The 14785-nt window shown below is 56.9% G+C and carries 6 protein-coding genes; 1 reads left to right on the top strand and 5 read right to left on the bottom strand.

Features of this window, described 5'->3' with window-relative positions:
- Positions 1-36: 36 nt before the first annotated feature.
- The 5 genes from ACIPZB_RS23055 to ACIPZB_RS23035 form a co-directional block, all read right to left on the bottom strand.
- The gene (locus ACIPZB_RS23055) at positions 37-2142 is read right to left on the bottom strand and encodes a hypothetical protein (protein WP_400642848.1); all 2106 of its coding nucleotides are present in this window, start codon (positions 2140-2142) and stop codon (positions 37-39) included.
- A 111-nt stretch (positions 2143-2253) separates the two neighbouring features.
- Positions 2254-5988 (bottom strand): RHS repeat domain-containing protein, encoded by a 3735-nt coding sequence (locus tag ACIPZB_RS23050; RefSeq protein ID WP_400642846.1) that lies wholly within the window; start codon positions 5986-5988, stop codon positions 2254-2256.
- Positions 5989-6058: 70 nt separating this feature from the next.
- On the bottom strand, positions 6059-8998 hold the full coding sequence (locus ACIPZB_RS23045; protein ID WP_400642845.1) for a hypothetical protein: 2940 nt from the start codon (positions 8996-8998) through the stop codon (positions 6059-6061).
- Positions 8999-9000: 2 nt separating this feature from the next.
- The gene (locus ACIPZB_RS23040) at positions 9001-11424 is read right to left on the bottom strand and encodes a hypothetical protein (RefSeq protein ID WP_400642843.1); all 2424 of its coding nucleotides are present in this window, start codon (positions 11422-11424) and stop codon (positions 9001-9003) included.
- Positions 11425-11471: 47 nt separating this feature from the next.
- A complete protein-coding gene (locus ACIPZB_RS23035; RefSeq protein ID WP_400642842.1) occupies positions 11472-13322 on the bottom strand; it encodes a hypothetical protein in 1851 nt (616 codons plus the stop codon).
- A gap of 275 nt (positions 13323-13597) precedes the next feature.
- On the opposite strand from ACIPZB_RS23035, the gene ACIPZB_RS23030 reads away from it, so the two are divergent.
- Complete coding sequence (locus tag ACIPZB_RS23030) at positions 13598-14761, top strand: hypothetical protein (protein ID WP_400642841.1); 1164 nt, start codon at positions 13598-13600, stop codon at positions 14759-14761.
- Positions 14762-14785: the final 24 nt, after the last annotated feature.

Raw genomic sequence — 14785 nt, 5'->3', positions numbered from 1 at the left:
GCGACGGTTATGCAGTGCTGCTTGCGTAAAAAACCGCTACTTTTTCCGCAGAGGCAGAGCGCAGGAACCATTGTTGTCGTACATACCTACGATGATATAGAGTGGTTCGGATGTTACGATTCTCCCTTGATATTGGAAGGCGTAGGTTACTAGTGCACTTCCGGCAGCATCCCCGGGAACATAGATAGGCTCAATATGGTCGACATAGGGCTGAACATACCAAGTAAAACCTGTCACCGGATATTCAACGCCCAGCGTAATCTCCTCAGGCTTATTGGCTCCAGGCAATGGGGTGTCATCCGCACCCTGAAATGCCTCCCAGAGCATACTTACCTTGCTACCTGCCGCAAGCCCATACCCCGTCAGATCCGGTACGATTATTCTTACTGCAGGTTCGCGCGGATCTGGATTTCCCTTATCTGCGAACAAAGAGTCACAATTCACCCACCCTGGAGGCGCAGAAGGTCCGCGTTCAAAATCAGCCATGTCCGGCTTGATCGTAATGGTGTCTACATCCACATCCTGATTACCGGAGATACCGGGATTGGGCACCATAGGGCGGGTAACCTTGTAGCAGACCGGCACGACACCGTTGCCGCCTTCTTTGATGTATTTCCAGGGCACAGTGAGCGAAATCTCGTCATCCGGCGTATCGGCTGCCGTGATGGTGTAATCAATTTCCATGATGTGCTGGTTTTTCCAATAAAACGCAATCAGATCGTCTACTTTAATATCGCTATACAACTTAACCTTCAATTCTGCATCATCGCCTTCATGCTCGGGCAACAGCACGTTGGCGTCCGATGATCCTTTCCCGTAAACATCCGGTAGCGGCAACCGTGGATTGACGGGGTTCGGCCATTCGGGAATCGGGTCCACCCCCGGGTCGCGCTCGATGATTTCGAAGTTCACGAGGATATCAATGTCATCGCCCCCTTGCGGCACGGTGCCACGGCGAAGCGCATAACTGACATTGGTCGGTTTGTTACCCGTGGTGGCATTACCGTATTCTTCACGCAGCACCCTGTGAGGAACAGGAATCTGCAGAGGAAACTTCCTATTGCCGATCCTTTCCCAGCCAAGCTCAGTACCTCCCCACGTGATATTGATCTCATCATCCGGGTCATGGTTATCGAACTCGTCGATTTCCACTTCGACGCCCAACAAGGCATCGGCTACGTCAATAAGATTATCCGCAGCGTCCGGCGCCAGCGGCACACGTGGCGGCAGCAAATTTGCTGGCAGGTCCCCCAAGGCCACGCCCACCCTGGTGAACACAGACGGGAAACTCGGGTTACCGGCTTTGTCGAACAACTGGTAGATCGCGTAAATACCGCCATTGCCAGTTTCCCTGATGTAATCTTCGGGCACAGGCAGATCCTTCGGAACTGCGTCGACCTCGACGAAATCGACGTACTCAAGCTCCCCAAGATCTTCCGGGGGTTCGCTGAGCTTTAGCCAGTAATAAGCAACCCTATCGCCCTGCGCCCAATCGGGATATTCGGGCAAGTTCAATACTACTATTTTGATGTTGCCTTCCAGAATCGGCAGGAGATCAGGAAACGCCACCGGCAAGCCTGCGTCGTACGGCGGCGTTCGATCGAAGCGCAGCGTTAACGGCAAGGAACGCTTTGGGCCACCATTTACCAGGTTCAAGTCATACACAAAATCATGGGGGCCGTCCCCCCAGCGATTGTACGTGGCGTGATCGACTCCAATCTGCAGGGGAAACTTGTCTTTATCATCCGTCGTATATTCGCCCTCATGCAAGACCTGTTCAGCATCCAGCAACTTGTAGACTTTCACTACATCTACACCACGCCTCGGGTCCGTCAAGTTTAGCCACTCAGGAATTTGCAATGTCAGCTTCCAGTTTTCGTCCCGCAGCAACCTACTCCACAGCGTGCCATCCCGCGCGTCCGCAAATGCAGCTTCTTCCATCTCGGGCGGCTTTATATCATCTTCCATTTTTTGGGCTTTACCCCGCCGTATTCTTTCAAGACGCACTGCCTGACGTGCCTGCTCGCCAGGCGCAAGCTTATTCATAGGTGTGTTCATGACCTGATCGCCCTCTACCCTTGAAATGGTAATACCCAAATGAACAGGGTGCACTTCATTGAATCGCAACAGCGGCACGCTCACAACTAGCATTTTTACTAGGTCGACACTTCCCAACCGTCACACAGACGTGCGCCCCGTGCGGTGATTCGCTCACAACACGGGGCGCACAGTAAGATCCACAGTCAATGAACGCTAAGTTCCCTGGCTGCTCAAACGATCCAGGGGGTCATAGCCATAAGTAGCCAATGTCGTTCCCGGAGGTTGCGCAACGCTCTGCAAACGACCGAGCCCATCGTAGTCCAGTATTCGCTCCTGTTCGTCTTGAATCAGGTTGCCGTCTTTGTCGTAATAAAGCGGTATTGAAGCAGGGTAATCAGCATGGGTATGCGTGATAGCAGACAATTGCGACGGGTCTTCATTGTCGAACTGGTACTCGGCATAGTCGCGCTCCATACCCGACTCACCTGGAAAATGGGTGACGACCAGAGTTATATTATCCAACGCATCGAATTCAAACATCTGAGACACGATGACTTTGCCGTAGGGGTCGACTGGCGACAACTCACCCTCACAGCCGTAGTACACCAGCCTGGCCCGCTCGTCGTATTCGAAAGACTCTGCGCGCAATATCCCGCCTTCGCCATCACTCAACGTCTTGCTGATAATGGCGTCCGCTTCGTCATAGTCTTGCTCCAGTACCTGCAGGCTATCCTCAGTGATGAATCGACGCAGGATTTCACGCTCGAAATCGTCGTACTCGAGTTCTGTCAGTAACCACTGGCCGTCTGCCTCGGTGAGGATCGATGACGTGCGCCCCAGGTCATCGTATTGGAAAGTTGCACTGACCTCTGCGAGCCATGTTCTATGTAACCGCCCGGCCTCGTCGTAACGATACTCCTGGGTCTGGCCCAGCACATCGGTATAGCGCAACTGCAGGCCCTGCAAACTAGACACATAACTCATGCAGTACGGCACACCGTCATGGCTCAACGTTTCGGTCTTCAACTCCCCCGTGCTGAAGTAATCCCGCCTCAGTTCGACCCCTTGTTCGCGACAGTAGATCAGGCGCGCGTTTTGCGAATCGTACTCATAGTCGCCCGTCACCTGCTGAACCCGACGCAGGACAGGTTCCTCCCCCAGTGCGGGTCGATATTCATAATCGATCTGCTGCCCGGAAGGGGTGATCACGTGACTGGGTTGGCGCTGTCCGGGCGCATAACTACTGACGCGCTTGCGCCCCCCAGTAGTCGCAAGCACCAAGCGGTCGAGCCCGTCAAACTGCTGCTCGCCCAGCACCGTGCCATCCACGTCTATCGAGACCGGCAGGTCTTCAGCACTGTGAATGGCGTAAGCGCGGGTCACGACAGCCGTATCTGGCAGCGTCTTTGTCAGCAATCGATCGAAGCAATCGTAGCGGTAATCCGTGACTGCCTGACGCGCATCGATTTCGCGGGCCAGCCTGCCGAGGCCGTCATGGTAAAAACGCTGAACACTGATCGAACGGCCGAGCACATCGAAACGTTCGATCTGTGCAGGTTCCTCGAACAGGTTCAACCAGGTCACGGTTATGCCAGTCCGGCTGCTTCCATCGGCCGATTCGCGCCAGCTCTCCTTGATAGGCAGCCATTTTGAGGCAGCCGTGCCGATCGGGTTGGTGACTTCGAACTGTTTCACCCCATCCGGGCCGGTTTCGCAACGTTGCTGCCCCCAGGCATCGTATTCGAACGTGCGCCTAAGCCTTAACTGATCATCTTCCAGCCAGTCATGACTGATTTCTTCAACCAGATTACCCAACGCATCGAACCGCGCAGCGTAAATTTCCCGAAACTCGGCGCGTGCGGCCGGTGAGAGGTTGTCGGCATCCTGGCGCTGCTGCGCTACCACGCGCTGCAGACCATCGAGCTGCGTGCGGGTAGTTACCCCTTTGACGTCGGTCATGGTTTGCAAGGCCTGCTGCCCCGGCGAGGAAGTCAGCACATAGCTGTAGTGGCGTGAAGCCACATACTGCGGATCATTGGGTGCTACGGTTTCGCGAATTACGCGTGCCAGCGCATCGTATTGGTATTCAATCTCCACGTCGTTGTCATCACGGTTGAGTAATGGCTCGTCGATGAGCATGGACTGCTTGAGGGTGATGACTTTGCGGGCATGACGCCTGGAGCCGTCGGGCAGTTCTACGTCGTGATCGAAACCGGTGATCGTCTGGGTGGTGACCAACACCGGGTCAGGGTTGTCGGGCTCACGGCTGTAGGCATACTCGATGAGGGTATCCTTGTGGTCCAGGGTTGTACACGTTTCGCAAAGGCGGCCATAACCCAGCACATCGGATGGATCGCTGACATGCTTCTGGGAGGTTACCCGTAACAGCGTTTCCTGCTGCCCATTTACCTCGACCAATTGCTCGTCCCAAGGCAATACCCAATAGGCAGCCGGCCCCTGCGTCGACGTTACGTCTGGCACCGCGATCACGGGCAGTTCCTTGTAGCGATACAGCGTGCGCAAAACCGCCGCGCCCTCTTCACCGGAGGTATCGGGCCACACGGTCTTGCTCTTCTGATGACTGACGAACCCGTGTGGGTCTGGAGGGCAACTGCCTGATTCGCCGGCTGCTGGATAAAAGGCAAACGTCGTCTTGACGCCGGTGGCCTGCACCTGCTCGATCAGGTTGCCAAAACCGTCGTAGTCGGTGTCCTCGACTTCCTCGCGCACATTGTCTTGAAAAGACCAGCGCCGCGTCGTGCGCTTGGGCAACTGGAAATAGCTCGGCTGTGCCTCGAAACTCGCCCCGTCGACCTCGTGGTAAAGGGTCTCGATTTCTTCGATATGGCCGTCTTGCTCGGTGGTTTGCAGCTGCATCAGGTGATGGCGGTTGTAGGATTGCGTGACCGTGCGTACGGCAACGCCCCCTTCATGGTGCTCAAGGGTCGAGCCATAGCGATAGTCCGGCTGGGCCCGATAGAGGTTGTCGGCACCGTCATCGCGCCAGGTGATGCCGCTGGCATTGCCGACGAAGTTGCCTTCGGTGTAGCGGTAGCGGGTTTCCATGTCCGGCTGGCCGAAGCCCGGCTTGACCACATGGCTGGTGACCCTGGGCAGGTAACGGTCAGTGCCCGGCAGGCGATGCCCCAGGTCGCCGCGTTCGCCGTAACCGACGACCTCTTCGGCCCCGGTGGGGGTTTGCACCTTGCTGATGCAGGTCATGTTCTGCACGGTGCGGTATTCGAAGCGCCAGCTGGCCTGCTCTTCGGTGGGCAACACGATTTCGCGGACCTCACGGCCGGTGAACCTCAGCTCGTAGCGGGCCCTGGGCGTGCCGGGCGTGCTGCCGTGATCAGGGTGCAGGTCGAGGCGCACGCGGGTGTTGTTGCTGTAGTCGAGCGTCAGCAACACCAGGCCGGTGCCATCGGTGATGCGGGTCAGGCACCAGCTCTGGGGAAACTGCGGATGCGCATCGTAGGTGAGGTCCAGCCAGTGGCCAGAGGGGGCGAACACGCGGGTGGGCAGGCACACCTTGGCATTGGTGGGGCCGAAGGGCGAGAGCACTTCGATCAGGCCAGAGCGGTGGACCACGCGGTACTGGTTGTCGCCATCATCATGGAAGTGGAAGCTGTCGATCTTCTTCTCGCTGATGCGTGGCTGCGGGCCGCTGCCATCGACGGTGAAGCTTTCGCCGGTGTGCAGGCTCAGGGCGCGGGTGCTGACCACGTACTGGGTCAGGGCCAGGTCCCAGCCCTTGCCAAACCCGGAATCCTGGACGTTCAAGGGGTTGAAGGCCAGGCGCAGGGGCAGGCTGGGGCCGATCAGGTAGTTGCCCACCAGTTCCGGCAGGGAAATGGCCAGGGTGTATTGCCCGGTGCGCGGATCGACACTGTTTTGCAGGAAACTGAGGAAGTTGAAGGCGTTGGAATGAACGGCTGTCTGGCTCATGAGACCTCCTGGGTGACATCATTCTGCAAAATGAAAAGCAGACCCCGCCCAAGAGCGGGATCTCGGGCGGTTAGCGCATCGACAGCACCAGTGTGTTACGAGCCCCTTCACCACTGGTCTGGAAGGCGACTCTCAACTTGTGAGGGTTGCCTTCCTGGTCGACCAATTCGAACTCCACCGGCCGGTCGAGTAGTTCGCGATAGCGTTGGTCTTCATTGCCTTGGCCGTCATGCCAGAAGTTGAAGTTCGGTACCCGATAAAGGCCGAAGAGCAATTCGCCCTGCGCCGGAGGCTTGCTCTGGTCCAGGCCGTTGTCCAATTTCGCCTTTTGCTGGCTGGCCAGTCGGCACAACTGGCCATCGAAGGTCATTTCGGTGGGTTTCAGGTTGTCTCTGTAGTTGGGGTAGAACGCCATGCCGGTATAGCTGAAGTACGTTTCATTGAAATGCTCGGACTCCCACTTGATCGTCGATACATTGCTGTCGACCGTCAGGCGCAGCATGCTGAATTTCATCACGCTCTCATCCAGCTTGCGCACATAAGGCAGCCGCCAGTAATCGAGTGATCGGTCGACGTAGGAGAACTCATCGCCCTCGACCGTTCCTCCATCATCGCTGACCCGATCACGCTCGAACTGATAACGCTCGATCGAGTAGTTCGCAGGTGGATTGCCCTTGAGGTCAACGACTTTGGCCCCAGCGCCGGGATCGTATGCTTCCGAGTTGAACCACCGTTTGGTGGTTTCGTTCTGAAATTCTGCGCGAAACTTCTGCACGCCACGGTAGGTGGTCTGCACATAGAGGTCCTTGACCCGCGTACCGGGTGAAGACTGCCGCGGCGCCACCGCGCTGGCCTGGGCAAATCGCCCGGGCGGGTCGAAGCGGTTTTTCGCGAGGTTGGTCGCCCAGTCGCCCTGGGTGATGTCATCGGGAATCAGCAGGCCTTCTTCATCCGGCTCCAGGAACCTGACCTCAGCATTGGTACCCACACTGAACAGACGCAGCGAAGCCAGTTCCACATCGCTGATCGGTGGGTGCTCCCCGTCATCGAGCGTGGCGGTTTCAATGGTGATACGCAGCGCGATCTGCTGCAGACCATTGGCAAAGCATTCGGTGCTGCCCAACACTTCGATGCCGAAAACTGACAGGTCCTTCCAGCGCGCGGCCGACACCGATGACGGGGCATGCTTGGCGAACTCGACGATGGCGTAACCGACATCCTCGTCGTCGCGGTTGAGTATCACCACGCTGGCCGGGCGCGAAGGCTCAGCCGGCGGGGTGAACTTGCCACTGTTGTCGATAATCCCTTCGCCGACCACATACCATGTGTACACCGCGTCAGCGTTCTGATCCCCTGGGGTCTTGCGTGCGAATTGCACGGGCTCTGCAGAAGATAGCTTGGGCACATGGTAAGGCTCGACGGAAAGGTACTGCGGATAGGCAATGATGATGACCGAGGTTTCGCCATAGGCACCCGTGACACGGTCCGTTGCACGAATCAGTTGAATGAGGATCTGTGGGTCGGTCTTGTCGGGGGGATAAGGGGTGAACCGTGCCCGCCCATTGCCAAGATCGACCAGCTCACCCAACGGGGCTTGCGTAGCCGCTGCTTGGGTTGCCCCGGTGCGTACCTTGGCACCTGAAGAGCCCTGCAGACTGTCGACCAAACTCCAGGTCAGCGGGTTGGCATCGCTGTTGGCCGTATTGAGTTCGATCGGCGGCAAGCCCTTGGCCCAGGCCACGATCCGCGGGGCAATCTGCACCGCCTGGCTCGACTCCACCACCAGGGCAGCCCGACGTAGCCCTTGTTCATCCTGGCCAATTTGACCGGTGACAACGACCAGTTGCTGATCTTGGGCGAACTGGTTTTCAGTCTTCACCTGATAAGCGCCCGCATCGGAGATTGGCCCCACGGCCAAAGGCAGGCTGATATTACGGGCGGACCAGCTGCCGACATTACCGTCGCCGACCAGCTTGAACTGCTGCTGCTCACCCGCCGTAACCTGCACGATGGGCGGGTCCACCTCGAAGGTCGCGGTGGTTGCGGCGATCTGGCCGAATACCACGATGTCCTTGGGTTGGTACTCTTCATTGGCGTGCCGCTTGTAGGCACGGCTGTTGGGCAGCCGCCAGGGGGCGAGCGCTTTATCCGCTTCGTTGCAGTCCAGTTGCTTGATGAATGAGTCGACCACCAGCGTGCCCGAAATACCTTCGGCCAGGCTCTGTCCCTCATCCGGCAACAGATAGGGGAAATCACTGTTCGGAACGGGTAACGTACCGCTACGCTGGTTGATCCCCAACTGCATGAACAACGCCATGCAGCCATCGCCCTGACGGTCCGGCCCGGCCTCGGCACTCCATGGCGCCGCCTGGGTCATCACCGCCAGGTGGCGCGGGCTCAACGGCCCATAATCCTCGAGGTCGAAAGCGCCCAAGGTATAAGAGCGGCGGTAAGAAGACTGACCGATGATGGATTCCTTCAGCTGCGCACCGATCAGACTGCGCGCGACAGCTGTGCTGCCCAGTCCACAGCTGAAATCACGGCCGTTGGCCAGCTCGAGGTTCACAGTCGCGCGTTGCCCGGTGTCGCTCATGCGAACGCTCAACGTGACTTCGGCATCCAAGGTGAAGCCCATGTCCTCACGCAAGGTGAACGCTTCCTTGACAATCGGCGGCTCGCCAGGGGGATGCAATTCAAGCGTGTACTCGCCCGCGATAAGGCTCATGCGCGTACTGACGTCCGCACTGCCCAGCACGGCTTTTTCGAACGACAACTGCGGTGGTCCCAGTACCAGGTTGCGCAGCGTGACCCTGACCTGGTCGCCCTCCTCGATGGCGAAGGTGCCCGTATAGGGCTCCATCAGCTTGAGGTCGGCCAGGCCTTGCAGAAACTGATCACGCAGCAAGAGGTTCAGTCGCGCCCTGTCGGTTGCCACGATCGCACCCCAGCCGTGCAGGACACTCCCTTCGGCCAGGCGTTTGAGCAGCGCTTCTTTGGAATGGTCAGCCATGGTCATGCCTCCTTAGGCGCGTGTTTAAGCAGCGCAACGAAGTCTTCGCTGCTGACGAAGGGAACAGGCACGATCATGGTGGCGAATCTGAAGTACTCACCCTCCTCATAATCCTCTTCGGGATTACGCATCGCCACGATCACGGCAAAGAGTTGTGTGGAGTTCTGTTGCGGTGTGAACAGACCATCAACGACATCACCTTCGCCTCTGACCAGGTACCAACGCGCCTGCTCCTGCGGCACTTCAATGACTACTCCTCTGGCGTTGCGGTTAAAGAACCGCAGCTGTACCGAGTCGCCTTCAGCTTCCGCCTCCAGCCAGTAACTGCTGCTTTGGGCGATGGGTATCAACACATCGATGGGCTGCGCTGGTGCCGATGGCCGTGACACCTGGATCTGATCCATGCGTATGACGTATTCGTGATACGGCTTGTCGGGCACGAACGGTGGCGCGCTGGCAGGGGCGACATAGATCCTGCTGTCCTGAACGTTAGGGTCAGGGTTGGGGTCCGTTTCCAAAGCGCCCAGCGCCCCATCACCCATTCTCCAGGTCAAGGGCGAACCGTCCACGGTGCTGGCAGACACGGTGTATTTACCGCTGAAACCTACCGTGACGACCATCGGGTAGACGGAAACATCGCGCGCCACCACGCTGACAAGCGACTTGTTGGTCACATCGGCCGTGCTGGCCGTCACCACCACTCGCCTGAAATCGCCGTCAAGGTCCGCTACGGCGGGCGCCTGGTAATTGCCAGTATCGGGGTCGATGGAGCCGGGGTTGCCCTGCTCGTCCGGCAGGTTGGCCACCGACCATTTCACACCTGGCGTGCTTGGCTCCACGGTGAACATGTGCGTTGCACCGGCCAGCAGGATCTTCTCCTGGGGAACAACGGCAAAGGCAGTCCGGTCGGGCGCCAGATCGCTGAGCAGTGTCAGGTCGCCGGGCCAGTGCGACTCTCTGAACTGCACCACGTCATGGGTCCTGAACAGCAGGCTGTTGAGGCGGAAGGCGTCGAGTTCGATGGAGGCGTGGAGCAACGGGGCTGTGATTGAAGCAAATCTCCTGCTGATATTCTCATCTAGCAGTTGTTTGAGCTTTGCCGTCGTGGGAGGTAAACGACCCTGGTTAAAGTCAGAAGGAAAATCAAACGTCAATGACAGATTCTCCCCAGGCATTGCGCGGAAAACCAACCGCTTACCAAGCTCGTCCTCTACGACTTCGAATTTGTAACTGCAGTTCCACTTCCAGCCGATCGGGACATCAGCACGGGCGCTCTGTTGGCCCTCCCCCCCCCGTCCACTGTCAAACACTGAACAGTTCGGAGTAAACACACCTTCCCATACTGCCTCCAGCGCTGAGGCTGTTTCTTTGATTTCAAAACTGAGAGGGGTTTGCGAAGCCAAACTAACTTTGCTCAGCAATGAACTGCATCTTCTAATGCGTTTATCTACCTCCTCCTCGTCCCATGTCGCAGCTACGAGCCAGTCCCCACTCTTAGCGACCAGCTTCTTGAAAGGCCCACGCACGTCATTCTGTAGTTCAAACTCTAAGCGCTCCAGCCCTTCAAGCTCATCAAATTTGTTGAACAGCACATGTTCCAACAAATATTCATGCGATAGCAGCATATTGGCCGAGAACGGCGGCTCTGCGTCGGGTAACAGATAAGGAAGTTGCTCATCCCTGATCGGGGGGGAGCCCCCTTCTCGCCCTTTCATCGAAATGAACAATAAAACCGCGCCCTTGCCAAAATCCTCAGACCGTACCAACGTCGCGCCAGGCGCGGGATGTGTACGTATCACGAAGTTGCCCGGCTGAACCAGATCGTCATCCTTGACCTTCAGCTCATTCAGCTCAAAAACCTTTTTATCGTCATCCCAACTTTCGAACAACTGCTTGAAGTGCTCCCCCATCTTGGTTCGTTCAAGCGCTGTGTCGACACCCGTGAAGGTGTAAGACGTGCCTTGCGATAAATCCAATACCACCCGCCCCGCCGAATCGACCGAGCCGGTCACTTTTTTCAGGTCGATATCGAAGATCAGCGAAGGTCCATGCAATGGGTTGGCTGCGGCCAGCCGGGTCAGGCGCTTGACCGTCGAACCCAGAGACTGGTTGATCTCCAACTGCTTGCCACCCACGATGCGCAAGGTAAGCCGGGCCTTGGAGTCGCTGATGGACGCGTTCTCGAATGACAAACGCGGTTTGTCGAGCATGAACCCGCGCATCTGGTGCCAGGTCAGGCCTGCATGAGTTTCGATCTCGCTATTGAGCGGAGGGAAATAACTGTCACTGCCAAACCGATCGATATATTCCTGCATCAATAAATTATTGGTCATGCTTCTGTCGAAGGCCAGCACCGCATCACAACCAAAGGTCTTGGGTTCTTTAGCCAGTTCTTTCAGCAAGTCTTCCACGGATAATTTGTTCATCACGAATATTCCTCATGTCGAAAACAAGGTATCTGACGTTTGCGCGATCAAGGTTTCAACGTCGGATAAAGCGAGGTAAACTCAAACCAACTTTCACCCTCATCGAAACTACAGCTCACGCCTACCGTGAATTGCTTATTCAGGGTCAGACGTTGAAACAAGCTGACTGCGGCGGCCTGAGTAACCAATTCGTCAGTCATTTCCTTCTCGGTGACTGCGCCTTTGTCACGAAGTGTTTCGTCCACACCGGGATCCCCGGTTACACGAATAGTCAGCAACGCGCCAACTGCCATAAACGACCAAGGCTCGAGCACCAACACCGCCCCATTTGCACGAATTATCGCCGCCAGCGAAACATCACCAATAGAGTTCGCAAGGTCGATTTGTATGGCTTTGTACGACGACGACGGCAATGGCCATATTCGCAAGTTTCTGGATGCAGAATCCTGCACAGGATTGCCCTGGGCATCCTTGATGCGGTAGAAAATCGGAAAGCGTTTTGTCTCTCCAGCATTCGTCCCCTCCATGTTCGCGCCAATAGCACTTGACGGAATTGCAAACGTCCGCCCGCCCTCTTCGGTCGGGGTATCGGCCATGTATTGCCCGCGGCCAGGGTGTCCGCACCAGTGCACTTCGAAAGATTCGCCCGGTGCGAGCTGCACTTCATCGGGTATTGTCACGGTCGCCCCTGACAACACGCTATTGGCTTCGATATAAGCCTTGTTCTCACCCCCTCCCCCCTCGGCGATAGCACCGGTCACATTCGGTGGGGGTAGATCCTCACGCGGCGCCGCCACGGTGAAGCCCAGCGTTTCGGAGGCCAGTGCCTGCCCTTGCCGGGCGTACTGGTAGGTCAGGTTGATCTGATCGCCAATGCTGGCCAGCAGACGGTCATAGTCCAGCTGGAAGAACATCCGCTGACTGTGCGTGCTGCTCAGGTCCATTCGCCGCGTTTGTAGCGCATCACTGTCTGTGCGCTGGCCTAGCCAGTTGATCAGGACATGATCGCCAATGTGCAACTGCGCATAGGCCGGCACATGGATTGTCACGCCATCCTTGAAACGCGTAGGGTCCAGCGTATCGCCGCTGTGCCCTTCGATTTCGGGCGCTGTCAGCCGAGGTGCCGCTGGAGTCTGCTGGACAACGCTGAACCCTTGCATGGGCGAATCGATACCGTCGGTAAGGCCCATGAGGCGGATCTGGTACCGGGCCTCGACCCTGCCACCTACGATGGGATTGAACTGGTTTTTCGGCATCACCACCCGTAGCGGCTTGCCAACGGTTTCAGCCGTGACAGTGACGGTAGTACTCCACGCTCGCAGTTCGTATTCTTCGTCATCGAAGCGTCGAACTTCCAAGGTAACCACGTCGCCCACCTGCATGGCCTGGTAGGCCGGTATCACCAGCTCGGCACCGGCCGTGCCCAGGTCATCGGGCACGATGACCAGGTCGTGCGAACCTCGCACGTGCAGCACGGGTAACCCTTCACGCTGGCCTTGACGATCACGCAGTCCGACATAGCAGAACAGCCGCATGGACTCCTCGGCTTGTTCGTCATCGACGCGGTATGAATAAAACACCCAGCCACCTTCGGCACCGGCAAGATGACGGTACTCGATAGGCACCAGAACGCCGTTTTCATCCGGATCGTCCACCGGTATGCGGCTCAGGTGATCATCGATTGGCTCCCCCTCAGGATCGGCACCCCGCCAATTGATCCAAAGCGCACTGTGGTTCTCGATCCCATCGAAATTGATGAATGTCTGCAGATCCTGCCCATTCAATGCTTCGACATCGATCTCAGCGAATTCATTGAGTGACGGTATGGTCGGCTTTGGCTTGCGATCAGCTGCACGCCTCTCGGGGGCCGGCATTGCAGAGTAAATTCTGGCCTTCATGACTCAAACTCACTGGCTAAGTAACTGAATGCCAGTGTTAGCGCTCACGCCCCACCTGACTACTGGCAAAATTACTAGGTCCACCCTGTGTTTTAAGCCACCTGATAATTTTGCTAGGTGCGCGCCTGCCCGTTGCCGCTTAACCTGAGTTTCGAATCCTTGACTGCAACATGCGGATTAAATATTTGATAACCCGCAACTTAACCCTGACCAATACAGGATGAATCACTATGAATCGGTGGACACTTTCACGCCACTATTTGGGACCACTAATAATGGGCGTCGGCTTGGCAATTTCTTTTTCAGGCTATTCCACTGCCCATGGCGCCCCCGCCCAAGAACCTGAAGGCGTATTGCGACTTATACATTTCAGTGAGAACGGCTCCCCCAAAGAATGTTCATTACCTATTCCTCGCGCCTACGCGGGCGAGACAGTGGAATACATGCTCAACAATGTCGGGGTCGGCGCTTACGAGAACGTGGGGACCTGCCACGACATACGCCCTCATTCTATCCAGGCCAGCAATATACCTTCATCCACGAAGATCCTGCTGACCGATGACTGGCTTTGCTCCAAAGACCTGGATGATGAATACGACGATGAACATGATTGGTCGTCCAACAAGAACTTCTGGATCGAGCTGATCGCCACGCGTCAGCCTTCGACGCTGGAAGAGTTGGGTATCAACAATCTCTTTGGCTACCCCAAAGGCGGGTATGTGACCAACAAAGGTAAAGACACCGGCAATCTCAGCAAAGGGATCAAAGTCCTTGATTACGGCCGTATGGGAGGGGATGAACGAATCAGCGAACACTTGTCGTGCATCCGCATCACGGTTGGCGCAGGCCCCAGCACCCCACCGCCAGCCGTAGTGCAAACCACCCTGGATAGTCAATGGAGTGCGCCCGTTCGCGAAAACGTAGACGAACCCTATATCTGCCCGGATAACAAGGTCCTGGCCGGTCGCCAACACTGGGGCGATGAAAATGGACCGACCCATCACAAATGCGCGACGTTGGGTGCCGCGGGAACTTACCTGCGCGGAGAATCACGCTGGTCGTCAGAAATCATCGAATCCGGCATCGATCGCGATGGCGATGACGAATGGTATTACTTCAGTTGCCCGCGTAACACCGTACTGACCGGAAGGCATCACGAGGGTGATGAAAACGGACCGACTAAATATCAGTGCTCGATTATCTACAAGGGCGCAACTGGCAACCCAGAGAATCGTTTGACTGTCGTGTCCGGAGAATGGTCGGCGGAGATTCAGGAGTCGGGTAAGGACAGCAAGATCAAAGGTGGCAACGAAGATAAAGGCAGTGAGTTCACATGCCCGAATAACCAGGTGTTGATAGGTCGTGCCCATTTTGGCGATGAGAACGACAAAACTCGCTATCGCTGCGGCACGCTCCATGATCCACACCCCTCTCGCTGATCGCCACCTGATGGAGAACCCGAC

The organism is Pseudomonas sp. NPDC089396 (genome assembly GCF_044749545.1).
Classification (GTDB): domain Bacteria; phylum Pseudomonadota; class Gammaproteobacteria; order Pseudomonadales; family Pseudomonadaceae; genus Aquipseudomonas.
Note: the sequence above shows the minus strand (reverse complement) of the source record. Positions and strands in the feature narration are given on the sequence as shown.